At 38.1% G+C, this 24,800-nt stretch carries 20 protein-coding genes; 1 reads left to right on the plus strand and 19 read right to left on the minus strand.

The window, feature by feature from the left end; translation table 11 throughout:
• Positions 1–205 precede the first annotated feature (205 nt).
• The 12 genes from ACQKMD_RS05040 to ACQKMD_RS05095 form a co-directional block, all read right to left on the minus strand.
• Positions 206–766, minus strand: coding sequence for a thioredoxin family protein (locus tag ACQKMD_RS05040; protein WP_427750023.1), 561 nt, complete (start codon positions 764–766; stop codon positions 206–208).
• A gap of 92 nt (positions 767–858) precedes the next feature.
• Positions 859–1,188, minus strand: a complete 330-nt coding sequence (locus ACQKMD_RS05045; RefSeq protein WP_427750025.1) for a hypothetical protein — start codon at positions 1,186–1,188, stop codon at positions 859–861.
• Positions 1,189–1,323: 135 nt separating this feature from the next.
• Positions 1,324–2,751 carry an Asp-tRNA(Asn)/Glu-tRNA(Gln) amidotransferase subunit GatB gene (gene gatB / locus ACQKMD_RS05050; protein ID WP_053418878.1) on the minus strand — a complete coding sequence of 476 codons (1,428 nt, stop codon included), beginning with the start codon at positions 2,749–2,751 and terminating at the stop codon, positions 1,324–1,326.
• Position 2,752: 1 nt separating this feature from the next.
• Positions 2,753–4,216 carry an Asp-tRNA(Asn)/Glu-tRNA(Gln) amidotransferase subunit GatA gene (gene gatA, locus ACQKMD_RS05055; RefSeq protein ID WP_427750027.1) on the minus strand — a complete coding sequence of 488 codons (1,464 nt, stop codon included), beginning with the start codon at positions 4,214–4,216 and terminating at the stop codon, positions 2,753–2,755.
• Positions 4,217–4,238: 22 nt separating this feature from the next.
• Positions 4,239–4,532 carry an Asp-tRNA(Asn)/Glu-tRNA(Gln) amidotransferase subunit GatC gene (gene gatC / locus ACQKMD_RS05060; RefSeq protein ID WP_427750029.1) on the minus strand — a complete coding sequence of 98 codons (294 nt, stop codon included), beginning with the start codon at positions 4,530–4,532 and terminating at the stop codon, positions 4,239–4,241.
• 860 nt (positions 4,533–5,392) lie between these two features.
• Positions 5,393–6,538 (minus strand): CamS family sex pheromone protein, encoded by a 1,146-nt coding sequence (locus ACQKMD_RS05065; protein WP_427750030.1) that lies wholly within the window; start codon positions 6,536–6,538, stop codon positions 5,393–5,395.
• A gap of 14 nt (positions 6,539–6,552) precedes the next feature.
• On the minus strand, positions 6,553–8,559 hold the full coding sequence (gene ligA / locus ACQKMD_RS05070; RefSeq protein WP_427750032.1) for an NAD-dependent DNA ligase LigA: 2,007 nt from the start codon (positions 8,557–8,559) through the stop codon (positions 6,553–6,555).
• 22 nt (positions 8,560–8,581) lie between these two features.
• The gene (gene pcrA, locus ACQKMD_RS05075) at positions 8,582–10,822 is read right to left on the minus strand and encodes a DNA helicase PcrA (protein WP_427750033.1); all 2,241 of its coding nucleotides are present in this window, start codon (positions 10,820–10,822) and stop codon (positions 8,582–8,584) included.
• Positions 10,823–10,874: 52 nt separating this feature from the next.
• Complete coding sequence (locus tag ACQKMD_RS05080; protein WP_427750035.1) at positions 10,875–11,561, minus strand: heptaprenylglyceryl phosphate synthase; 687 nt, start codon at positions 11,559–11,561, stop codon at positions 10,875–10,877.
• 207 nt (positions 11,562–11,768) lie between these two features.
• The gene (locus ACQKMD_RS05085; protein WP_427750037.1) at positions 11,769–12,089 is read right to left on the minus strand and encodes a YerC/YecD family TrpR-related protein; all 321 of its coding nucleotides are present in this window, start codon (positions 12,087–12,089) and stop codon (positions 11,769–11,771) included.
• A gap of 22 nt (positions 12,090–12,111) precedes the next feature.
• Positions 12,112–13,149, minus strand: a complete 1,038-nt coding sequence (locus tag ACQKMD_RS05090) for a DUF3048 domain-containing protein (RefSeq protein ID WP_427750039.1) — start codon at positions 13,147–13,149, stop codon at positions 12,112–12,114.
• 11 nt (positions 13,150–13,160) lie between these two features.
• The gene (locus ACQKMD_RS05095) at positions 13,161–14,891 is read right to left on the minus strand and encodes an adenine deaminase C-terminal domain-containing protein (RefSeq protein WP_427750041.1); all 1,731 of its coding nucleotides are present in this window, start codon (positions 14,889–14,891) and stop codon (positions 13,161–13,163) included.
• Between the two features lie 184 nt (positions 14,892–15,075).
• Between ACQKMD_RS05095 and ACQKMD_RS05100 the strand changes: the two genes are divergently transcribed.
• The gene (locus ACQKMD_RS05100) at positions 15,076–15,546 is read left to right on the plus strand and encodes a hypothetical protein (protein WP_427750043.1); all 471 of its coding nucleotides are present in this window, start codon (positions 15,076–15,078) and stop codon (positions 15,544–15,546) included.
• 53 nt (positions 15,547–15,599) lie between these two features.
• Here the strand turns inward: ACQKMD_RS05100 and purD are convergent, their stop codons facing one another.
• The 7 genes from purD to purQ form a co-directional block, all read right to left on the minus strand.
• On the minus strand, positions 15,600–16,856 hold the full coding sequence (gene purD, locus ACQKMD_RS05105) for a phosphoribosylamine--glycine ligase (protein WP_427750044.1): 1,257 nt from the start codon (positions 16,854–16,856) through the stop codon (positions 15,600–15,602).
• A gap of 376 nt (positions 16,857–17,232) precedes the next feature.
• Entirely contained in the window at positions 17,233–18,768 is a 1,536-nt protein-coding gene (gene purH / locus ACQKMD_RS05110; RefSeq protein ID WP_427750046.1) for a bifunctional phosphoribosylaminoimidazolecarboxamide formyltransferase/IMP cyclohydrolase, read from the minus strand.
• 93 nt (positions 18,769–18,861) lie between these two features.
• The gene (gene purN / locus ACQKMD_RS05115; RefSeq protein ID WP_427750048.1) at positions 18,862–19,431 is read right to left on the minus strand and encodes a phosphoribosylglycinamide formyltransferase; all 570 of its coding nucleotides are present in this window, start codon (positions 19,429–19,431) and stop codon (positions 18,862–18,864) included.
• Positions 19,424–20,485, minus strand: coding sequence for a phosphoribosylformylglycinamidine cyclo-ligase (gene purM, locus ACQKMD_RS05120; protein WP_427750050.1), 1,062 nt, complete (start codon positions 20,483–20,485; stop codon positions 19,424–19,426). The genes purN and purM overlap by 8 nt, the downstream gene beginning before the upstream one ends.
• Positions 20,486–20,498: 13 nt before the next feature.
• The gene (gene purF / locus ACQKMD_RS05125) at positions 20,499–21,923 is read right to left on the minus strand and encodes an amidophosphoribosyltransferase (RefSeq protein ID WP_427750052.1); all 1,425 of its coding nucleotides are present in this window, start codon (positions 21,921–21,923) and stop codon (positions 20,499–20,501) included.
• A complete protein-coding gene (gene purL / locus ACQKMD_RS05130) occupies positions 21,899–24,130 on the minus strand; it encodes a phosphoribosylformylglycinamidine synthase subunit PurL (RefSeq protein ID WP_427750054.1) in 2,232 nt (743 codons plus the stop codon). The genes purF and purL overlap by 25 nt, the downstream gene beginning before the upstream one ends.
• On the minus strand, positions 24,114–24,800 hold the full coding sequence (gene purQ, locus ACQKMD_RS05135; RefSeq protein WP_427750056.1) for a phosphoribosylformylglycinamidine synthase subunit PurQ: 687 nt from the start codon (positions 24,798–24,800) through the stop codon (positions 24,114–24,116). Before purQ ends, purL begins: the two co-directional genes overlap by 17 nt.

The raw sequence follows: 24,800 nt of genomic DNA on the forward strand, positions 1-24,800 counted from the left end.
CTAATTATATTAACGGAAAAATTCTAAGGAATGTTCCCAAAAGTACTAAACGCTCAAAATAGGCTGTCTCAACGTTTATATTAAATACGTTTAGGCAGCCCTTTATTTCTTGTAATTTGTCTAAGATTTAAGTTTTAAGACGTCCAAATTTGAAAAGCTTCCAATCTCATTATACAGAATCATACTTATTATGCAAATGACGGTTTTATTTTAAAGTATCTGTTACAACTTTACGGAAATCATCATATACCCAGCCCCAGAATTCTTCATTTGAAGCATTCTCATCAGTAATTCCTGCAAAAAGTTCCTTTTGCTTCTCTGTAAATGTCGGATCATCTTGTGCAGGTAGTGTGGCTTTTTTAGCTAATACATATTCTTGTAATTGTGGTGCACGTGGTCCCCATTTTCCAATTACTTCTCCCGCTTCACTTAAAATAATATAAACAGGAATAGAGCGACCACCATTTGTCAAATATTGATCCATAAGCTCTAAATTTAGGTCACGATAGACACAACGCATTTCTAGATTAGCTGCCTCTGCAATTTTACGAATGATTGGATTATTCATCATCGCATCACCACACCAGTCTTCTGTGATTGTTAAAATATGTGGTTTTTTTGATGCTAATAAAGAAATAAATGCTTCATCCTCAGGTAATTGATAATTGTTATAAACTTTGAAGCTATTATCCTTCTGCGCTGTCATGCTATCCATATAATCTTGAATTGAAATTGCTTCGTCAAAGTATTGTTGTTCAGTTTTCATATGTAAAACCTCCTTGAAAATAGTGTAAATCTTTTATTAATTTTTGGCAAAGTTCTAAACATGCTTATCACAAATAAGATGCTGTTACTAAGCTATTTTAAATATTTAATTGAGTTAGAGTTTTTTGATAATACGAAGCGTACAGTCATTAGTGGATCGACCATCTGGCAAATTTCAATTTGACCAGCTGCGCTTAATAACATAGCTATTGATCGCCCTGATTTTTGTATAATCCTATTTGCCATTAGCTCCGCTGCAAGCTTGCCTGCTTCATCTAATGTTTTGGCAGAAGCAATTTGTGTAAACACTTCTTCATTTTCTAGTAAAGGTTGTTCAATTGCCTCTCCTTTTATAATCTCTAATGTAACTATTGCTGCACCTTCAATTTCAACACCACTAACAACAATTTCCCCATCACCCATTGCAGCATGGAAATCACTAAGACCAAATAGTGCACCTTAAACGAAAATAGGGAGATTACACCTATCTTTTTTCTCTACTATAGCAAAAAGACTGCTTGAGGCACGGATGCTCAAGCAGTCTTTGAAAGTGTTAAATTAGCGTTTGTTGATTTCTTCAAGAAGGATTTTATTAACCATTGGTGGGTTAGCTTGTCCTTTAGTAGCTTTCATGATTTGACCTACTAAGAAGCCGATTGCACGATCTTTACCGTTTTTGAAGTCTTCAATTGATTGTTGGTTGTTGTCTAATGTTTCTGTAACAATTTTAAGTAAAGCTGTTGGATCAGAAAGTTGAACAAGACCTTTATCTTTAACGATTTTCTCTGCGTCGCCACCGTTTTCAACTAACTCTTTGAAAACTTTTTTAGCGATTTTAGAAGAAATTGTACCTGCAGAGATTAATTTAACCATACCTGCTAGGCCTTCAGGAGTTAAAGCAGTATCTTTTAACTCTTTTTGTTCTGCGTTTAAATAAGCAGAAACTTCACCCATTAACCAGTTAGAAGCAAGTTTTGCATCTGCTCCAGCTGCTACTGTTGCTTCAAAGAAATCTGCGATGTCTTTTTGCAATGTTAGTACGCCTGCATCGTATGCTGTTAAGCCTAGTTCTTCAACATAGCGAACTTTACGAGCTGCTGGTAATTCAGGAATTTCATCTTTTACGCGTTGTAACCATGCGTCGTCGATAACGATATCAACTAAGTCTGGCTCTGGGAAGTAACGGTAATCGTCCGCGCCTTCTTTTACACGCATAAGGATTGTTTTCCCTGTTTTCTCATCGAAACGACGAGTTTCTTGCTCGATGACACCGCCTGCATTTAATACAGCTGCTTGGCGTTTTTCTTCAAACTCAAGACCACGACGAACGAAGTTAAATGAGTTTAAGTTTTTTAATTCAGTTTTTGTACCGAATTCATCTCGGCCGTATGGACGGATTGAGATGTTGGCATCACAACGAAGTGAGCCCTCTTCCATTTTACAGTCAGATACGCCTGTATATTGGATGATTGATTTGATTTGCTCTAGGTAAGCATAAGCTTCTTCTGGAGTACGGATATCTGGTTCAGATACGATTTCCACAAGTGGTGTACCTTGACGGTTAAAGTCAACTAGAGAGCTGTTTTTACCATGTGTAAGTTTACCAGCATCTTCTTCCATATGAAGACGAGTAATACCAATACGTTTTTTCTCTCCGTTTACTTCAATATCAACCCAGCCGTTTTTACCGATTGGTTTATCAAATTGTGAAATTTGGTAAGCTTTCGGATTATCAGGATAGAAATAGTTTTTACGGTCGAATTTAGTATGTTGTTCGATTTCCATATTAAGTGCTAGAGAAGCACGAATTGCGTAATCTACAACGTTTTTATTTACAACCGGTAAAACACCTGGGTAACCAAGGTCAATTACTGTTGTATTTGTATTCGGTTCAGCACCAAAGTGATTTGGTGAACCAGAGAAGATTTTAGAGTTTGTTTTTAACTCTACGTGTACTTCTAAACCAATGACTGTTTCAAAGTTCATGTTATTTTACCTCCCAAATTTGAGGAGTTTCTTTGTGGAATTCAGTTGCTTTTTCGAAAGCATCTGCCACACGGTAAATTGTAGCTTCATCGAAGTATTTACCGATAATTTGTAAACCTAATGGTAGACCATTTTCAAATCCACATGGAACTGAGATTGCTGGTACACCTGCTAAGTTAATAGGAATTGTTAAAATATCGTTAGCGTACATTGTCATTGGATCTTTAACGTTTTCTCCAATTTTGAATGCTGGAGTTGGCGTTGTAGGTCCAAGAATTACATCAAATTCTTCGAAAACTTTATCGAAATCTTCTTTGATTAATGTACGTGCTTGTTGTGCTTTTTTGTAGTAAGCATCATAAGTACCTGAACTTAGTGAGTAAGTTCCAAGCATTATACGGCGTTTTACTTCATCACCGAAACCTTGAGCACGAGTTTCTTTGTAAAGTTCTTCTAGGTTTGTAACGTTTTCAGCGCGGAAGCCATAACGGATACCGTCGAAACGAGATAAGTTTGAAGATGCTTCAGAAGAAGAAAGGATGTAATATGCTGCTAAAGCATATTTAGAATGAGGAAGTGAAACTTCTTCCCAAGTTGCGCCTTGAGCTTCTAATACTTTAAGTGCATCTAGAACTGATTGACGTGCAGCTTCTCCAACACCCTCGCCTAAATATTCTTTAGGTACAGCGATACGAAGACCTTTCACATCACCAGTAAGAGCTTCTACAAAGCTTGGTACTTCAACATTTGCTGAAGTTGAATCGTTATCATCTACACCTGAGATTGCTTCAAGTAATAATGCATTGTCTCGTACGTTACGAGTAATTGGTCCGATTTGATCAAGTGAAGAAGCAAATGCTACTAAACCGAAACGAGAAACACGTCCATAAGTTGGTTTCATCCCAACAACACCACAGAATGATGCTGGTTGACGAATAGAACCACCTGTATCAGAACCTAATGAGAATGGTACTTCTCCTGCTGCAACAGCCGCTGCTGAACCACCTGAAGATCCACCAGGTACGCGGTCAAGACTCCAAGGATTACGAACTGGTTTGATACCTGAGTTTTCATTTGAAGAACCCATTGCAAACTCATCCATGTTCAATTTACCGATAGTTACCATTCCAGCTTCGCGTAATTTGTTGACAACTGTTGCGTCATAAATAGGGTTAAAGCCTTCTAGAATTTTACTTGCACAAGTTGTTTCTAAACCTTCAGTGACGATATTATCTTTAACACCGATAGGTAGACCGAATAGTGGTCCTCTTTCTTCAAATGGGACTGCATCCATTTCTTTTGCTTGTGCTGTTGCTTTTTCTTCATCTAATGCTAAAAACGCGCCTACTTCTCCATCTAGTGCACCTACACGTTTGTAAGCTTCTTCTGTTAAGTCAGCGATTGAGATTTCTTTTGTTTTTAAAAGTTCTTGTAACTCTTGCGCTGATTTTGTAAACAATGTCATATGTGGCCCTCCTTACTGACTATTATTCTGTAATGATTGGTGGTACTTTAACTAAGCCGTCTACTTGTTCTTTTACGTTTAACATCATAACTTCACGATCTAAACCTTTCACTGCAACGTCTTCACGTAAAACGTTTACAAGTGGTAAGACATGTGTTGTAGGTTCAACATTAGTAGTATCTAACTCATTAAGTTGCTCTGCAAATTTAGTAATCGCACCTAATTGTTGTGCAAACTTTTCAGCTTCAGCTTCTGTAATAGCTAGACGAGCTAAGTTAGCAACGTGCTTCACTTCTTCTTTTGAAATATTCGCCATTCTTCACACCTCCGAATTCAATAACCATACCGATAATAATATCATTTTTAGTAATATTTATGCAAGGCGATACTTTTCACTAAAGTGACGCCAAACGCTTGAAAATAAAGGCTTTTCTTTCCTCTATTAGCGACCTCAATATACTCCCAATCCATTATAGCCGAAATGAATAGAGATAATTGACTACCTTCAGATTATACAATTTATCGACACAAATAAGTATGGTTTTCATATTTTCTGCAAAAGTAAAAGAGTGCGCCAGATTCGTCGTACTCTCAGTTTGTCGACAAAAGGTATTCAAAATGGCCATATCCTGTATGTCTTATGTTATTTTTATATATTTTGGTTATTTAAGATCTTATATAGATAAAATACTCTTTGAAGTCTAATTAGCGAGTTTCTTTAAATTTATAGCTGCAAAAGTATGCATCGTCTGCATGAATACTTTTTAAGACCTTTTTAGCTTGCCCACTGCATACTCAATTTTTCTCACACGATGTTCTTGAGTTACTAGTTGATCCAAAGCAATTATTTTAATTCGATCTCTTTCAGGATTTTTTTATTGTTATAATTTCCTATCATCTCAGAAGATTTGTTTATATTACATGATGTGTAGTTGATTGGAGCGAAGGTGGCGACTCCTGCGGAAAAAGCGGGACAGTCCAAGACTCTGCAGGAGCATTGCGACGAAGCGGTTTGGCGCCCGCCCGAGAAAAAGCGTCCACCTTAGCGGAAATCAACGGTCTCTTATCTATTTATATATATTTTAAAATAAAAAGACCATAGACAAACTTGAATTTCTTCGAGTTTGTCTATGGTCTGAGAGTGCGACAGATTCGTCGCACTCTTTCTATTAAAAACTAATCATTATAAATATGAACATCTGGCTCACTTGAATTAGCCTCTTTTACTACTAATGCCTCTGGTCCATTAACTGAAGTAACATTGACTTCAACCTTTAAGTCTTTAGGGAATTGATCAATTACTGCCCCAGCCATGAATTGGGTGAAACCAACAATTTCAGAAGTACCATAAAATTTAATCGGAATATCTATCTTTAACTTTTTAATTTCATTATTTTGATAGAATCCTGTTCCAATAACATTTGTATAGTTAGAAAAGTACTTTTCAATATCTTGTTTAAAGTTTTTAAAATACTGATTCATTTCACGATAGTTTTCTTTTTTAGTATCATTTGTTGGGAATAACACGTATTCCTCTTTAATCGGTTGCCATTCTGACACTTTATTAGATCCCTCATCTACAATTCCGTAAGAGATATATGTGCCTGGAACAATTGCGCTACGACTTTGCTGTTTAAATAGCCCAACAACCATTGGAACGTTTTCTAGTCCCTCTTTTTGACGTAATCGTTGGATAACTTGAGCAGCAATTTTTTTCCCTTGTTCTGTTAAAGCCTCTTGAGGTATCTGTTCTTCATAAGTTGCACCATAATCTTCTTTTTGATAATAGTAAATAGAGTTTAGTGCTAAACCGATTGAAACACCTGCAAGCTTCACTTTATTTTTGCCTGCTTTTTCAAGATAATTTTGTTCTACGATATGTGCCAAATAGATAGGAGCCTTTGTAGCACGTTCTGTTGGCGACATTTTGTTGTTAGTAGCCGGATTTAAACCATCATCTGTTTGAGAACTACGCGCAAGCCATGAAGTGGCTGTTTTCTTATCTAAATATTGACCCTCTTGGAAAAAGTACTTACTTGGATCAAATGCATTTTGTGATAAGCGTAATAATCCACTTTCTGCTTCTGTTATATCGTATTTAGAATAAATATTTGAAACAATCAAACCTCTACTTGCACTTTCTTTGTAAGGTAAAAGAGTACGGTAGTATTGGTCATCAAGTTGTAAATTAGGAATGATTGTTGCTTCTTCCTTGTCTTTAGCATCGCTTTGTACTACTTCCGTATCATTATTTAATGATGGAACGCAACCTGCAAGCATGGTGACAACAATCATCACCGGTATCCAGCGAAGTCGTTTCATGATCTTGATCTCCTTTACACAGTTAATTCTTGAAGAAGGCGATTTTCATCCCAAACTTCTATGCCAAGTTGTTCAGCTTTTGCTAGTTTTGAACCTGCTTCTTCTCCAGCAATTACTAGGTCTGTTTTCTTACTAACACTGCCAGTAACTGTACCACCTAACTGTTCTATTTTCTCTTTTGCATCTTGCCGTGTCAATTGTTCTAATTTACCGGTTAATACAACTGTCTTACCAGAAAATATACTTTCTATGTCAGCCACATTTACTTTTTTACCTTTAAAGTCCATGTTGACACCTGCATCAGAAAGCCTTTTTACTAATGTTTGAACTTCTTCGTTTTCAAAATATGAAAGTAATGATTCAGCCATTTTCTCACCAATATCACTTACATTTACAAGTTCGTTCGTTGTAGCCTTCATTAAGTTTTGAATAGAACCAAATTCTTCAGATAATACGCGTGCTGCTTTAGCTCCAACATGACGAATACCTAAGCCGAATAATAGGCGCTCCATTGAATTTTCTTTCGAATTTTCAATAGCTTTGACTAAATTATTTGCTGATTTTTCGCCCATCCGCTCTAACTGGACTAATTCCTCTACATTTAATTTATATAGGTCTGATACATCTTTTACAAGATCAGATTTTAATAATTGCTCTACAACTTTTTCTCCGCACCCATCAATATTCATCGCATTTCGTGATACAAAATGGGCCATACCTTCTGAAATTTGTGCGAAGCATTGTGGATTCACGCAACGAAGTGCGACCTCGCCTTCTATACGTATAAGCTCACTGTCACAAGCCGGACAATGTGTCGGCATTTCATAAGGAACAGAATCTTCACTACGTTGGTCAAACAATACTGAAACAACTTCAGGGATGATGTCTCCTGCTTTACGGATGATGACTTGGTCTCCGATTCGGATATCCTTTTCACGGATAATGTCCTCGTTATGCAATGTTGCACGTCCAACTGTTGTTCCTGCTACAAGAACTGGTTCAAGTATAGCTGTCGGGGTAACAACACCTGTACGACCAACAGTCAAATCAACATCTAAAACTTTAGTAACTACTTCTTCAGCTGGGAATTTATACGCGATAGACCAACGAGGACTTTTCGCTGTAAAACCTAACTCCTCTTGCTGATCATAACGATTTACTTTAATGACGATACCATCAATTTCATAGGGCAATTCTGGACGTTTTTCTGTCCATTCTTCAATATAAGCCATTACTTCTTTAATATCTTTACATGCACGGCGCTCAAGATTAGTATGGAAGCCTAACTTATCCATATAATCTAATGCTTCACTATGACTGTCTAAATTATAAGCCTCACCACTACCTCCTATAGCATAAATAAAGGTAGATAAATTACGACTTGCTGCAATTTTAGGGTCTAGTTGACGAAGCGATCCAGCCGCTGCATTACGAGGGTTTGCGAATAATTCCTCGCCTTTTTCTGCCCGTGACTTATTTAGATTTGTGAAAGATCGTTTTGGCATATAACATTCTCCACGCGCTTCAATGGAAACCGACTCTTTTAAACGCAGCGGTATAGAACGAACTGTTTTTAAGTTTTCTGTAATCTCCTCACCGATTTGACCATCACCACGTGTTGATCCCACTACAAAAACGCCATTTTCATAGCGCAGCGAAATCGCTAAACCATCAATTTTCAATTCACAAATATAATTAAAATTGTCACCGATAATGGCGCGTACTCTTCTGTCGAAGTCATTCAAATCCGCTTCGTTAAACGCATTAGAGAGACTAAGCATCGGATAATCATGTGTAACCTTTCGGAAACCTTGTAATATGTCTCCTCCTACGCGCTGTGTAGGTGAATCCGGGTATATTAAATCAGGATTTTCTTGTTCAATTACGATTAACTCATTTAATAATTGATCGTAAATTGCATCTGAAACAACTGGTTTATCCAGTACATAATAGGCATGTCCATATTCATGAAGAAGCTCATTTAGTTCAGCTACACGCTTTTCCAGTTGAATTTTGTCCATTCATTTTCCTCCGCAACTACGCTTATACTTTTTCGATAGGCGCAAATTTTGCTAATAATCGTTTGATACCTGTTGGACTTGGGAAAGCAATATCTAACTCAACATTATCCCCTTCACCGCGAACGCTAACAACTGTACCGACACCCCATTTTTTATGAGCTGCTTTGTCACCAGAAGCCCATTCAAGTTTTTCACCACCAGATTGTGTATAAGCTGGTTTTGTCACTACTGTACGAGTTGTCTGTGATTTTGATGTAGCAAAACCTGACTGACGCGGTGAACGTCCAACACTAGTACTGTTACTGTTAGCCGAAATATCTTCAATAATCTCATTATCAATTTCCTGTAGGAATCTTGATGGATTATTATAACTACTACGACCAAAAATAGTACGTGTTTGTGCACAAGTTAAGAATAGTTTCTCCTCTGCACGCGTGATACCAACATAAGCTAGACGACGCTCCTCTTCCATTTCATCCTCATCTTGCAATGAGCGTGAGTGTGGGAATATATTTTCTTCCATACCAATGACGAAAACGACTGGGAACTCTAATCCTTTTGCAGAGTGCATTGTCATTAAAACAACACTACCTTTAGACTCATCCTCTTTATCAAGAGAATCAATGTCTGCTATAAGTGCTAAATCTGTTAAGAAGGCAACGAGCGTCTTATCATCACTTTGTGCCTCAAATGCTTTTGTAACTGTTAAAAATTCATCGATATTCTCTAAGCGGCTTTCTGCTTCAATCGTTTTTTCAGTTTTCAACATCTCACGATAGCCTGATTTTTCGAGTACTTGCTCAACTAGTTCTGTTACAGACAAAAATTCCTGCATTCGTGTAAAATCCGAAATCATCGCATGGAATTTTGCTGCTGCATTAGCTGCTCTTGCAGGTAAGCCCATAAAATCCACTTCTCTTAATGCATCAAAAATAGAACGATCTTGTTCGAATGCGAATTGCGCCATACGATCAAAAGAAGTTGCGCCAATACTACGTTTTGGTTCGTTAATAATTCGTGCTAAAGATAGATCATCGTCATTATTAGCAATTAAACGTAGGTATGCTAGTAAATCCTTTATCTCTTTACGATCATAGAACTTCGTGCCTCCAACAATTGTATAAGCCATGTTCGACTTCACAAGCACTTCCTCCATTGCACGTGATTGTGCGTTTGTGCGGTAAAGAATGGCGAAATCATCAAGTGAACGATTGTCTTTTAACATTAATTCTTGAATTGTTTGTATGACAAATTGCGCTTCTTGTTTCTCATCATAAGAACGTGAAATAGCAATTTTCTCACCTTCAGCATTTTCCGTACGAAGTTCTTTTGGATAGCGACTAGTGTTATTTTTTATGACGTCATTTGCCGCTTGAAGGATGCGTGCAGACGAGCGATAATTCTGTTCTAGCATGATTGCTTTTGCCTTAGGATAGTCTTTTTCAAAAGATAAAATGTTTTGGATATCTGCTCCGCGCCAACGATAAATTGATTGATCAGAGTCACCAACAACACAAATGTTTTGGAATTTCTTCGCAAGCATTTGGACTAATTGATATTGAGAGTGGTTCGTATCTTGATATTCATCCACGTGAATGTACTGGAATCTATTTTGATAATATTCAAGTACTTCAGGCACTTGTTGGAATAAGCGAATAGTAATCATGATTAAATCATCAAAATCTAGTGATTGGTTTTTTTGCAAGCGTCTCTGATAACTTTCATAGACATCTGCAATTGTTTTTTCGTATGGGTTTGTTGCATTCACTTGCGCTCTATATGTTTCAACATCGATACATTCGTTTTTCGCAGAACTAATCGCATTTAACATAGAGCGTGGGTCATGACGTTTAGGATCAATATTTAACTCTTTTAAAACGTTTTTAATTACCGTTAATTGATCAGTTGTATCTAGAATGGAGAAGTTTTTGTTGTAGCCAATACGGTCGATATCCCGACGTAAAATTCGTACACACATAGAGTGGAATGTCGATACCCACATTTGTGCACCCGTACCGTTACCTAATAGCCCGTCAATACGGTCTCTCATTTCACGTGCTGCTTTATTCGTGAAAGTGATGGCTAATATCTTCGAAGGATAAACCTTTTTTTCAATTACTAAATACGCGATACGATGAGTTAGTACACGCGTTTTCCCTGATCCTGCTCCTGCCATTATTAGCAATGGACCTTCTGTTGTTTTTACGGCTTCTTCCTGTTCAGGGTTCATTCCTTTTAATAAATTATTCGTTAGCTGTTCCATAACGCACCACCTTTTTACAATACAAACATTTGTTCTTGATTATACTATAGTTTTATATTTCTTTCACAGCTTTTACTGTACTAAGCGCTGCTTTTAAATCTTCATAAATAATATTGCCAATTACGACGGTATTTGCTGATTGAGCCATTTCCTTTGCCTGTTCAGCGTTAGAAATGCCTCCACCATAAAATAATCGTGTATTTCCTAAAACATCTTTAACATCTCTTACTATATTAGGATTCCCGTAAGTACCACTATATTCTAAATAAAAAATAGGTAAATTAAAAAGATTTTCAGCCATTCTAGCATAAGCAACTACGTCATCTGTATCTAACTCAGTATTTGCCTCCGTCACTTTTGCAGCCTTACAATCAGCATTTAATATGCAATAACCTTCTGCAAAAAGTTCCTCCCACATCATAATATCCCCGTATTCTTTAATCGCTTGATGATGCAAATCTTTTACCCAAGTTGTATTCTTGCTGTTTAACACTGTTGGTATAAAGTAATAATCGAATCCTGGTGTAACAGATTCTAAATTTGAAATTTCCAAAACAACGGGTACAGTAAAACGTCGAATCCTTACCAATAAATCTAATACATTATCGATTGTCACATCATCTGTACCACCAACTATTACTGCATCTGTGCCTGATTCACACAATTGTTCTAGTACCTCATCCGTCATTGGTTTTGCTGGATCAACTTTAAATACATGACGCCAATTTTGAAACTCCATTTTAACCCACCTATCTGTAATATTAATATCTATTAGACTTAGCCAAGGAACAACACGTTTTTCTCTAATTACCAGTATACATTAGTCAAACATGCCCTCAATTGTAAATTCGGCATGGCTAGAAAGAATTAATCAAAATTTTATTTCACAAGAAAAAAACTGAACAGACATCTGCTCAGTCGGTTTCTTTATTTGCTATACAGCTCCTCAGTCTTTAGGAGCTAGAAAAGGTTTTTCCTCTGGATAAAGGCGGCCAAGCATCTCATCATACGTATCATTTCCATAATCAAAACAACGACGTACGCGAGAAATAGTTGCTGTAGAAGCACCTGTTTCCTTTTTAATTGTTTCATACGTTTTTTTCAGGCGTAATAAATGCGCTACTTCAAAACGTTGTGCTAAAGATTGGATTTCGCTTATTGTACATAAATCATCAAAGAATTTATAGCATTCTTCTATATCATTTAACTCCAAAACAGCTTTAAACAGTTGTTCTGTTTGATGACCTCTAATTTTTTCTATTTGCATGCTTCATTCCCCCTTTCCTTCATTAAGGTTCATATGTGACCGCTTTTGCTAATCCAGGATTGGAAGGTACGAGATGAATCCACGACTTACCAGGCACTAGTTTAATAGGCTGACCATCTGCATATGGTGCCAACACACCATCTACATTTCGCCATTTAACATCTAGCTTTTGCCCAGCTTGAAAGACATAACCACTTCCACCTGAAGTCAAATCAAGCGATTGACGTCCCTTTTGATCAACAGTACTTTGATTTACTTCAAAAAATAACACATTGGCAACTTGTACAGATTTATCATTTAATAAATCCTTTGTGACAACGCCACCAGATTGACGTTCGTATAATTTACTGTCTTCATTATAAGTATAAGTGTTATGGAATTGCTCATCAATACCATAACGAATATCTATTTTAGATATAACTTTTTCTATTTTAACATCTTCAGCAGACTCATAAAAAGAGAAAGGTATTTTTTTACTCATTTTTAGTGAGGCTCCTACTTTTCCAAACCCTAACTTTACATTTTCCTCCGAAATATAGGAGTTGTGAGGTGCTACACGATCCGTTGAACGTTTAAATAAAGAACCATCATATTGCATACCATTAATATTATCCACTACACCGCTACTCAACATATTTTTTGCCTCTGGACTATAGCCATGTGCAATATAAAATGCGTCTAAACCTTTTGCTAAATCAACAAAATAATCTCTAGCACTTCTAACAGGTCCCATATTCTCTGGTAGCTCACTTTGGAATACTGCTAGTAAACGTGTAATATTGCCTTCTGCTATCATTTCATAAACAAGGTCAGCAGAAGTTAGACCAGATTGAGGACGCGCTTGCGGCTGATTATTAATAGTCACCATTACGGGACGCATCTTTGGTTTCTGCTCTACTTCTAATCCAGTAAACGGTGTAATAAAAGTCTTTTTCTCTACTTCTGCTTGCACTGCCGTTTTTTCTGGTTCCTTGTTTTCTTCCTTCACTTCTTTCTCTTTAGAGCATCCGACTATTAAAACCCCAAGTACTAGTAGCACTACCATCAACTTCTTTTTCAAAAGATTTCCTCCTATCTCATAACGGACGGGAATAGAACGGTTTTCTTCATCACATCGAAAATACCGCGTTGAGTAATCCGAATATAAGGTAAATGTGTAGATTGTAAAAACAGTAAAGTATAAATAGCATCACCAAGATTGTAGCCACGCTCCCGCAAAGCATTCTTGAGTGTTAATTCTTGTTCTATTAATAGTTCAACAGGCTCGGCGGATAATCCTCCTCCAATTGAAAGTGGTAAGTTTTCTACAACTCTTCCATCTTCAACGATTACGATACCGCCTTTCATTTTTTTCATTTCGTTGAAAGCTATTAACATATCTTTTGTATCTTTTCCTATTAAGATTATATCTCCTGTACTTGAATACGAGGATGCAAAACCTTGGAGATGTGTCGCGAATCCTTTTATCAAAGTATTCACACGCCATTTCCCATTTTTATCAACTAACATTAAGTAGCATTCATCATGGTCTGTGTGAAGTTTGCCTTCATTGGTATGAACGGATATGCTGTATGGTTTTGTTATAACATCATTTACTAATTGAATCCCAAATGGCATCGAAAATTGGAAGTCATCATCTGATAATTCAAATTTCAAATCGAATGTATCCATTGCTGACCAATCGATTGATGGTAGGGTGAATTCCTTTTTATTTTCTCGTTTTAACCAAACACCTTTTGATAATACACTGACAGGCACTGGATTAAATTCATTTTCTAAAAAATTTAATGTTGCATAACGTCCTGTAGCAATAAGCCCGTGTAAATTACTCATGTCATAATAGCGTGCGACATTATAAGACGCCATTTGATAGGCATCAATTGGATCTACACCAGCATCAAGGGCAACTTGAATACATTTGTCCATCACACCATCTCTATGGAATGAAGGTGTAGCACCATCTGTTGTCATCATTAAATGATCGAAAATATTCAACTTTTTCTCAAGGATATCTTTCAAAAGTACAGGTAAATCTGGTCGGATGGATGAATGACGTAATGTCACTGCATATCCATGCAAAATGCGATTTTCAACTTCCTCTAAAGTCATGGATTCATGGTCCCCGTCTGCACCAAATAATTTCATACGAGTTAATGTTCCTTCAGATGCACCCGGTAAATGTGCTTCGACTTTTTTGCCATGTGCTTTTGCAAGTTTCAACCAATAAAGCATTTGGTCATCACCTGCTAGTAATCTTGGCCAGCCTGTTAACTCTCCGCCTAACATGACATCTGTTCGTTCAAGCCAATCATTAATTGCTTTTGTAGTAAAGAGATCATGTTCATTTTCAAGCTCTGTTTGCGAATCAAATCGCGCCCACCAGTAAAATGAAAATGGAAGTTTCTTTAATTGGTCTAAAATTGAAAACGCTTTCTTGTTTTTTATTTCTAAAAATAGCATTAAGTTATCGGATAGGAATGTCGTTGTTCCAAGTTGAGCTGCATAATCCGCAAAGGATTGGGGATTATAAAGCTGAAATGGATGAACATGTGGTTCAATGTATCCTGGAACAATTGTCTGTCCCTCAGCATCAACAATCTCAGTTGTCGCTGTATTTGTTGGCATTTTAGGCCCTGCGTATATAATACGATCTTTTTCAATCCAAATATTCCCCTGGATCCATTGTTTATATACTCCATGTAAATAACGCGCGTTTTTAATTACAATGTTAGGTGCTTCTTTACCATCAATGATGGCTATTTGTTGACGGATTTGACTAATTTTCCACAAGGGTTCTTGCATTACATCCATCTCCTTTCTCTTTTCTTTATTATTTTTATGCTCGTTAAAGCGATTATTTAATTTATGTCAAAAATAGGATTTAATACTGTTTTGCCATTATTGAATTATCGTATCACAGCACTTTAGGAAAACAAAGTTTTTAGTAACACTTTTGTGGGAAAATTTGTATAGGAGGGTGAATTAATTGACACAATCAGAAAACTTAAGTACGAAAAATGCTTTTATGCGGTTAACTTGTGGTATAACTATGACTGCATTTGGTATCGGTAAAATTTCGCGCGATTCTAATTGTACTGGTGGTCGATTGATGATTATTTTCGGTGCTATGAAAACAGCGGAAGGTATCTTAAAGTATTGTCCAACTAAAGCTATGATGAGTTCCACTATGAAATCCGTTGTGGATAGCTCTATGACGAGTGCTTTTGGTGGTCAAGCTGGAAGTATCATTCCGAATATTGATCAATTGATGAAGGAATTTGCTGGTGGAAATTCGAATACTAATACAAATAGTAGTTCCAATAGTAATTCGAATACTAGCTCCAATTCGAATACTAATGGTGAAAAGAATAACGCCCAAAACAGCAATTCTAAAAACCAGTCTAATGATCAAAAAACGAACAATAACAACAGTCAATCTAACTCAACTACTTCATAACCCCCATACTATACAAAAAGCTGTCCGACCTTTTAATCGGACAGCTTTTCGTATTACTTCATTGTACGCCAACCAATATCTGAACGGTGGAAAAAGCCTTCCCACGTTTCTTTAGATAAACCTTCATATACTTTTTGTTGTGCTTCTTTCAATGATACTGCCTTTGTAGTAACTAGTAGTACACGACCACCGTTCCCAACAAAGCTGTCTCCTTCTTGCTTCGTACCTGCATGGAATACATCGAAATTGGCTGATAATTTTTCAAGTGGAGGTAACTTAGCACCTTTTTTTATATCGCCAGGATATCCTTCAGATGCAATTACTACACCTAGCATTGCATCGTCTGACCATTCCAATGTGTAAGGTTCTTCATTCATTAACGCCATTATAAATTCACCAAAGTCAGAAGCCATACGTGGTAATACAACTTGTGTCTCAGGATCACCGAAACGTGCATTAAATTCAATTACTTTTGGACCTTCGGCAGTTAAAATAAGCCCTGCATATAAGATCCCTGTGAATGTTGCACCCTCATTTGACATTGCTTGAACAGTCGGTACCACTACTTCTTCATATGCACGTTTAACAACCGCATCAGAAATTTGTGGTACTGGAGAGTAGGCACCCATTCCACCTGTATTTGGACCTTTATCACCGTCATAAGCACGTTTATGGTCTTGTGCGATAACCATCGGATAAATTTGACCATTATGTACAAATGACATGTAAGAAAACTCTTCTCCATCGAGGAATTCTTCTATTACAACGCGAGAAGAAGAATCGCCAAAGCGTTGATTACCAATCATGTCTTTGATGCCTTCAATCGCTTCCTCCTCAGTTAAAGCAACGATTACACCTTTTCCAGCAGCTAGACCATCCGCTTTTACAACAATTGGGGCACCCATTTTTTGCACGTGTGCAATTGCAGCTTCTGCTTCAGTAAAAGTTGCTGAAGCGGCTGTTGGGATATTGTATTTTTGCATTAGTTCTTTGGCAAAGGATTTACTTCCTTCGATTTTAGCTGCTGCTTTAGTTGGACCAAAAATGAGTAAACCCTCTTTTTGGAACGCATCTACGATACCGGCTACTAAAGGTTGTTCTGGTCCAACAAATGTTACGTCAATTGACTGCTCTTTAGCAAAAGCTATAAGCTCCGCAAAGTTAAAAACGTCGATTGCAACACACTCTGCATCATTTTTCATACCATCATTACCTGGAGCTACAAATACTTTCTCAACAGATGCTGCATTTGCAAATTGTTTGGCAATTGCATGTTCGCGACCGCCACTACCAATGACTAATACTTTCATTGAATTTTCCTCCTATAAATTAATGGAACACGCCGATGTTTAATCGGTGTGTTCCTTTATTAGGTCAACAGGATGTTGGCCATGCAACCGTTGCGACACGATGTCGCGAACTTAGGTTATCTACCTAAAGAAAGATATCCAGCTTCACACACCAGCTGCTCTGGTCACTTCGGCCTCTCGGACAAAAGCTGGAGTGATGCTTTTGATTCGAGCCCTCCAGTGGCAGTCGCAGTTATACGGGCGTTTCAGCATTAAGAGAGATATCCAGCTTCAGACGCTAGCTACTCGGGTCGTTTCAGTCGGGCGCTCAAAGTCTAAGAGCGACTTTGGCTTCCGCCTTCCAACGACCTCGCAACTGGGCGAGCGCCTTCAGCATTTAGTGTTTAAAGTGTCTTACGCCGGTAAATACCATTGTGATGCCGTATTCGTTTGCTTTGTCGATTGAGTCTTGGTCTTTGATTGAGCCGCCTGTTTGGATGATTGCTGTAATGCCCGCTTTTGCAGCAGTTTCTACAGTGTCATTCATTGGGAAGAATGCATCTGATGCAATTGCTGCACCTTTTGCTTTTTCACCAGCTTGCTCTAATGCGATTTTCGCTGAGCCTACACGATTCATTTGACCGGCACCAACGCCTAATGTCATTTTGTCATCTGTTACAACGATTGCATTTGATTTAACATGTTTTACAACTGACCAGCCAAGTTTCATTGCTGCCCATTCTGCTTCAGTTGGTTCGCGATCTGTTACCACTTTTACTTCTCCATCTTTTAAGCCAAAACGATCTGGTTCTTGAACAAGTAAACCACCTTCAACAGAAACTGTGTTGAATGCATCGCGTTTTTCTTGTGCGAATGAGATTGTTAGTAAGCGAATATTTTTTTTCGCTGATAACTTTTCAAGTGCTTCAGCAGTGAATGCAGGCGCAATGATAATTTCTAAGAAGATTCCAGCTAGTTGTTCTGCTGTTGCTAAATCTACTTCACGATTCAACGCAATGATACCACCGAAGATAGAAGTTGAATCTGCTTCATATGCTTTCGCAAATGCTCCAGATATTGTTTCAGCTGTACCAACACCACATGGATTCATATGTTTTACTGCTACTGCAGCTGGTGCGTCAAATTCTTTGATAATTTGAAGTGCGGCATTTGCATCTTGAATATTATTATAAGAAAGTTCTTTACCATGTAATTGCTCCGCTGATGCGATTGAGAAATCTGAGCCTAAATGCTTCTGGTAAAAAGCTGCTTTTTGGTGTGGATTTTCACCGTAACGAAGTGGTTGTTTTAATTCGTACGTTAAAGTCATTTGCTCTGGGAATTCTTCTCCAGTGTATTCTGTTAAGTAGTTAGAAATATACGAGTCGTATGCAGCTGTATGACGGAATACTTTTGCACCTAGACGACGACGTGTTTCAAGTGTTGTTTGACCATCTGCTTTTAGCTCTGCTAGCACGGTTGCGTAATCATTAGAATCGACGATGACAGTTACATATTTTTGGTTTTTAGCAGCTGAACGAAGCATTGTTGGACCACCAATATCAATGTTTTCAATAGCATCAACGATTGTTACATCAGGCCTTGAAATTGTTTCAACGAATGGGTATAGATTGACACAAACGATTTCGATTGGTTGAATACCATGCTCTTCCATTTGAGCTTGGTGTTCTGGATCGTCATGTTTTGCAAGTAATCCACCATGAATAAGCGGGTTCAATGTTTTAACACGTCCACCTAAAATTTCTGGGAAGTTTGTTACTTGGTCAACAGCAGTTACTGCTACACCATTTCCTTGTAAATGTTTTTTAGTACCGCCAGTTGATAAAATTTCATAGCCTAATGCCTCTAATTCTTTAGCAAACTCTAAAACACCTGATTTATCAGAGACACTAATTAACGCACGTTTCGTCACAATTATTTCCTCCTTAAATTTGAAAGCAAATTGTAATTCTTATGTAGTACATGATTAGAACCAAAGCTTAAAGCTCTGGTTCCAATTATTTAATTATTTTAAGGTTTTCTTTAATGCTTCTGTATAAAGATCATGTTCAATAGCATGAATTGCTTGCTCAGTTGCTTCACGATTACCATCAGTAACTGTTACAGCACGCTGCGCAATAATAGGACCTGTATCCATTCCAGCATCTACAAAGTGAACAGTAACACCCGTTACTTTCACCCGATGTGCCATTGCTTGTCCAATAGCATCTTTACCAGGAAATGAAGGTAACAGAGAAGGGTGAATATTAACAATTTTCGAAGTATAAGAATCTAATAATGTTTCACCGATTAAACGCATATATCCCGCAAGAACTATCCATTTCACTTCATATTCATAAAGCTTAGCTAAAATGGCTTGTTCATAAGCTACCTTAGAATCAAAATCCTTCGGGCTTAGTGCTAATACAGGGATATTTTTTTCTTTAGCACGTTCAACGACATAAGCACCTGGCTTATCCGTCACAACAAGCTCAATTTTCGCATTCAATTCATCGCGTTCAATAGCCTCTTGAATAGCTTGAAAATTAGAACCGCTGCCTGATGCGAATACTGCAATGGAAACGACATTACTCATTAGTTAGGCTCCCATCATGATTACCATTGAAAAGAACACCTTTACCTTTCACAACACGGCCAATCTCGTACGCTTTTTCACCATGCTGTTTCGCAATCTCAATAATACGAGCTGCTTCAGAAGCTGGTACTGAAAGCACGTAACCAATTCCCATATTGAAGACATTATATAAGTCACGCTCTTGTAGATTACCTTTCTCTTTTAAGAATTCAAAGACAGGTAATATAGGCCAAGTGCCTAAATCAATCTCAGTTGCTAGTCCTTCAGGCATCATACGTGGTAGGTTTTCGTAGAAACCACCACCTGTAACATGTGCCATACCATGAACTTCACACTCTTTTAGCATTGCTAAAACAGGTTTAGCATAAATTTTCGTTGGTACTAATAAAGCTTCACCAATTGGACCTAAGTTTTCATAGCCTTCAACAATTGTTTCGGGTGTAAAGTCATTATCAGCAAAAACGACTTTTCGAACAAGAGAATAACCATTTGAGTGAATACCGCTTGAAGCTAGTCCTACAAGAACATCACCTTCTGAAATTTTCTCGCCAGTTACGATGTTCGCTTTTTCAGTAGCACCTACTGCAAAGCCCGCTAAATCATATTCGTCTTCTTCATAAAGACCAGGCATTTCAGCTGTTTCCCCGCCGATTAATGCAGCGCCTGCTTGAACACAACCATCAGCAACACCTTTAACAATTTGCTCGATTTTAGCAGGGTCAGCTTTACCAACTGCTACGTAATCTAAAAAGTATAATGGTTCTGCGCCTTGTGCAACGATATCGTTGACACACATTGCTACACAGTCTACGCCGATCGTATCGTGTTTACCTGTCATAAATGCTAGTTTTAATTTTGTCCCAACACCATCTGTTCCAGAAATAAGAACTGGTTCCTTCAAATTTAATACGGACAAATCGAACATGCCACCAAAGCCACCAAACGAACCCATGATGCCTTTTCTAGCTGTACGTTCAACATGTGATTTCATTCTTTGGACTGCTTCATAGCCTGCTTCTATATTAACGCCTGCTTGTTCATATGCTTTTGACATGTAGATCGTCTCCTTAACGTAAAAGTTCTTTTTCGTGTGGCAAGATAGTATCAGGGAAAATTTCTGTTGGATATTTTCCAGTAAAACATGCTAAGCATAGACCACGTTCTGGACCTTCATGTTGACGGCCAATAGATTCTACCATGCCTTCAACAGATAAAAACGTTACCGTATCAGCACCAATTGCATCACGGATTTCTTCAACACTATGATTAGAGGCTATAAGTTCTTCGGACGAAGATGTATCAATACCGTAGTAACATGGGTCTGTCATTGGAGGAGAACTGATGACAACATGTACTTCTGCCGCTCCAGCTTCCTTCAACATTTTGACGATACGTCTTGAAGTTGTACCACGAACAATTGAATCATCTACCATTACAACACGTTTTCCTTGAACAACTTGACGTACTGGTGATAATTTCATCTTCACACCACGTTCACGTAACTCTTGTGTCGGTTGAATAAAAGTACGACCAACATAACGGTTTTTAATAAGACCTAATTCGTAAGGAATACCACTCTCTTCAGCAAAACCAATCGCTGCGGAAATACTTGAATCAGGAACACCAGTTACAACATCTGCCTCTATATGAGCACATTCTTTTGCTAGCGTTTTCCCCATACGTTTGCGTGCCATATGCACGTTAATACCACCAATTTCTGAATCAGGTCGTGCTAAATATACATATTCCATCGCACACATTGCACGATTAGCTGGTTCTACAAAACGATCGAACTTCACTCCAGAATCATTAATAACAAGTAATTCTCCTGGTTCTACTGAACGAACGAATTCTGCACCAATTAAATCGAACGCACAAGTTTCAGAAGCAACTACCCAGCTATCACCTAATTTACCAAGTGCTAACGGACGTAAACCATGTTGATCACGAGCCACGATTAAACCTTCTTCAGATAACATTAAGATTGAAAATGCACCTTTTAACAAGGAAAGAGCATTTTTTACTTTTGACAGGAATGTAGGATGTGTACTTTTCTTAATCAAGTGAGCAAGTACTTCCGTATCAGAAGTTGAGTTAAAGATGCTACCTTGACGTTCTAAATGTTGTTTTAAGTGATTTGCATTAACTAAATTTCCATTATGTGCAATTGATAAACTGCCTGTTGATGAGCGGAACAGCAGCGGCTGAACATTCTCAATTCCGCCGCCTCCTGCTGTTGTATAACGTGCATGAGCTATTGCTGCTTGTCCTTTTAAGCCTTCCAATTTACCTTCACTAAATACGTCGTTCACGAGTCCTTCACCTTTTACAGCGCGAAATTGCTTGCCATCTTTGACAACAATTCCAGCCCCTTCTTGACCCCGATGTTGTAGTGCATGTAAACCATAATAACTAAGCTGCGCTGGGTTTTCATTACCCCAAATCCCAAACACGCCACATTCTTCATTTAAGCCTCTGAGTTCACCAAACATGGTATTGCCCCTTTCCAAGCTTCTTGGAATTCTGCAACTGAACCTTCGATTAATGTAGAACCGTCTTCACCACGAACACTCAAAGTGGCATCTGCTGAAACAACACCAATTTTCCGAACATCTTTTACAGCTGCTTCAAATGCTTGTGCATTCTCAGCTTTAACTGTCACTAAGAAACGAGATTGCGATTCACTAAATAAAGCAGTTACTGCCGAACCTTCTAAGATGATTTCTGCTCCAAATTTTGTTCCGAATGTTTTTTCTGCTAATGCTACAGCTACGCCACCTTCAGCAACATCATGTGCAGATGCAACTACCCCTTGTTGAATAGCTTTTAATAACGCATCTTGACGTGCTGCTTCTACAGTTAAATCGATTTCTGGTGCTTGACCGAAAATACGGCCTTCATTTTGCATTTTTTGAAGTTCAGATCCACCAAATTCAGTTTTTGTATCACCAATTAAATAGATATAGTCTCCTGCTTCTTTTACTTGTTGTGTTGTAACATGAGCTAAGTCTTCTACTAAACCAACCATACCAATTGTTGGTGTTGGGTAAACAGCCACACCACTACGCTCATTGTAAAGAGAAACGTTACCACCGATTACTGGGGATTCAAGTGCTATGCAAGCCTCTGAAATACCGTCGGCTGATTTTTCTATTTGCCAGAAGATTTCTGGTTTCTCTGGGTTACCAAAGTTCAAGCAGTCTGTAATTGCAAGTGGCCTACCACCTGAACAAACGATGTTACGAGCTGCTTCTGCTACGGCAATTTTACCGCCCACTTCTGGGTCTAAGTAAATATAACGAGAGTTACAGTCAGTTGTCATTGCAAGACCTTTATTCGTACCACGTACACGAACAACTGCTGCATCAGATCCTGGTGCTACAACCGTTGATGTACGTACTTGATAATCATACTGATCATAAACCCACTCTTTAGAAGCAATTGTAGATTGTTTTAATAGTGAAATTAAAGTTTCTTTATAGTCGTCAACTGTTGGCTCTACATTTTCCATCGCTTGGAATTCATTGTAGTAAGCTGGTACTGCTGAAGGTTTATGGTAGACAGGCGCTTCTTCTGCAAGTGCATCTGCAGGAACATCTGCTACAACTTCTCCTTTATGTATAAGGCGAAGCATTTTATCGTCAGTTACATGACCGATTGTTACAGCATCTAAACCATACTTCTCGAATAAAGTAACGATTTCAGCTTCATGCCCTTTTTTCACAACTATTAACATGCGCTCTTGAGATTCTGAAAGCATCATTTCATAAGCTGTCATACCTGTTTCACGTTGAGGTACTAGATCTAAGTTCATCTCAATACCGTAACCTGCTTTAGAAGCCATTTCGGCAGATGATGAAGTTAAGCCTGCAGCACCCATGTCTTGAATTCCAACTAGTGAATCAAATTTCACTAATTCTAAGCATGCTTCAAGAAGTAATTTCTCCATGAATGGATCTCCAACTTGTACAGCAGGACGTTTTTCTTCTGATGACTCACTTAATTCTTCAGAAGCAAACGTTGCACCGTGAATACCATCTCGGCCCGTTTTAGCTCCAACGTACATTACTGGGTTACCTACACCTGAAGCAATTCCTTTTTGAATGTCTTTATGATCGATTAAACCGACACACATAGCATTTACTAGTGGATTACCTTCGTAACAATCATCAAATTGAATTTCGCCACCAACTGTTGGAATACCTATACAGTTACCGTAGCCTGCAATTCCTGCTACTACTTCTTCGAATAAATATTTTACACGTGGTGTTTTCAACTCACCAAAGCGTAGAGAATTTAACATAGCAATCGGGCGTGCACCCATTGAGAACACATCACGGATAATACCGCCAACACCTGTTGCTGCACCTTGGTAAGGTTCAATTGCAGACGGGTGATTATGTGATTCCATTTTGAACACAACGGCTTGGTCATCGCCGATATCGACAATTCCTGCACCTTCACCAGGGCCTTGTAATACACGAGGTCCCTTAGTTGGGAATTTACGTAGCACTGGTTTAGAGTTTTTATATGAGCAGTGCTCTGACCACATTACTGAAAACAGACCAGTTTCAATCCAGTTCGGTTGACGCCCTAGAATACTTTCGACTAGCGCAAATTCTTCATCTGACAAGCCCATTTGTGCATAGAGTTTTTGCTCTTTAATTTGCTCTTGTGTTGGTTCAAGCTTGATTGACATGTGTTTCCCTCCACTGTTTGACGATTGATTTGAATACTGCAAGGCCATCTGAGCCACCGATTAATTCATTCACTGCTCGCTCTGGGTGAGGCATCATACCAAGTACATTACCGCGTTCATTGACGATTCCTGCAATATCTTCTAAACTACCATTTGGATTTTCGCTAGAATAAGTGAAAACAATTTGGTTATTGTCCTTTAATGATTGCAAAGTATCCTCATCACAGTAGTAATTTCCTTCACCATGAGCGATAGGTACTTTAATTACTTCATCTTTTGCATATTGATTTGTAAATTGTGTTTTGTTGTTAACTACTTTTAAATCAACAGTACGACACATGAACTTCAAGTTTTTATTGCGGAGAAGAGCACCTGGAAGTAAACCTGCCTCCGTTAAAATTTGGAAACCATTACAAACGCCAAGTATCGGCTTCCCTGCTTCAGCAGCTTTTACTACTTCAGTCATAACGTTTGAAGAGCGAGCAATCGCTCCACAACGTAAGTAATCTCCGTAAGAGAATCCACCTGGTAGTAAAATACCGTCATAACTACTTAAATCTTTTGCATCGTGCCATACGTATTCTGCTTCTTCACCAAGCTCGTCCTTAATTGCGTGATACATGTCTAAATCACAGTTCGATCCTGGGAAAACGAGTACTGCGAACTTCAT

Source organism: Viridibacillus sp. NPDC096237 (assembly GCF_050278625.1).
GTDB lineage: Bacteria > Bacillota > Bacilli > Bacillales_A > Planococcaceae > Viridibacillus.

Excerpts from the sequence above, each read along its gene's own strand:
- ACQKMD_RS05040 (WP_427750023.1), bottom strand. The coding sequence starts at position 766 with ATGAAAACTGAACAACAATACTTTGACGAAGCAATTTCAATTCAAGAT.
- ACQKMD_RS05045 (WP_427750025.1), bottom strand. The coding sequence starts at position 1,188 with ATGGGTGATGGGGAAATTGTTGTTAGTGGTGTTGAAATTGAAGGTGCA.
- gatB (WP_053418878.1), bottom strand. The coding sequence starts at position 2,751 with ATGAACTTTGAAACAGTCATTGGTTTAGAAGTACACGTAGAGTTAAAA.
- gatA (WP_427750027.1), bottom strand. The coding sequence starts at position 4,216 with ATGACATTGTTTACAAAATCAGCGCAAGAGTTACAAGAACTTTTAAAA.
- gatC (WP_427750029.1), bottom strand. The coding sequence starts at position 4,532 with ATGGCGAATATTTCAAAAGAAGAAGTGAAGCACGTTGCTAACTTAGCT.
- ACQKMD_RS05065 (WP_427750030.1), bottom strand. The coding sequence starts at position 6,538 with ATGAAACGACTTCGCTGGATACCGGTGATGATTGTTGTCACCATGCTT.
- ligA (WP_427750032.1), bottom strand. The coding sequence starts at position 8,559 with ATGGACAAAATTCAACTGGAAAAGCGTGTAGCTGAACTAAATGAGCTT.
- pcrA (WP_427750033.1), bottom strand. The coding sequence starts at position 10,822 with ATGGAACAGCTAACGAATAATTTATTAAAAGGAATGAACCCTGAACAG.
- ACQKMD_RS05080 (WP_427750035.1), bottom strand. The coding sequence starts at position 11,561 with ATGGAGTTTCAAAATTGGCGTCATGTATTTAAAGTTGATCCAGCAAAA.
- ACQKMD_RS05085 (WP_427750037.1), bottom strand. The coding sequence starts at position 12,089 with ATGCAAATAGAAAAAATTAGAGGTCATCAAACAGAACAACTGTTTAAA.
- ACQKMD_RS05095 (WP_427750041.1), bottom strand. The coding sequence starts at position 14,891 with ATGCAAGAACCCTTGTGGAAAATTAGTCAAATCCGTCAACAAATAGCC.
- purD (WP_427750044.1), bottom strand. The coding sequence starts at position 16,856 with ATGAAAGTATTAGTCATTGGTAGTGGCGGTCGCGAACATGCAATTGCC.
- purN (WP_427750048.1), bottom strand. The coding sequence starts at position 19,431 with ATGAGTAATGTCGTTTCCATTGCAGTATTCGCATCAGGCAGCGGTTCT.
- purM (WP_427750050.1), bottom strand. The coding sequence starts at position 20,485 with ATGTCAAAAGCATATGAACAAGCAGGCGTTAATATAGAAGCAGGCTAT.
- purF (WP_427750052.1), bottom strand. The coding sequence starts at position 21,923 with ATGTTTGGTGAACTCAGAGGCTTAAATGAAGAATGTGGCGTGTTTGGG.
- purL (WP_427750054.1), bottom strand. The coding sequence starts at position 24,130 with ATGTCAATCAAGCTTGAACCAACACAAGAGCAAATTAAAGAGCAAAAA.
- purQ (WP_427750056.1), bottom strand. The coding sequence starts at position 24,800 with ATGAAGTTCGCAGTACTCGTTTTCCCAGGATCGAACTGTGATTTAGAC.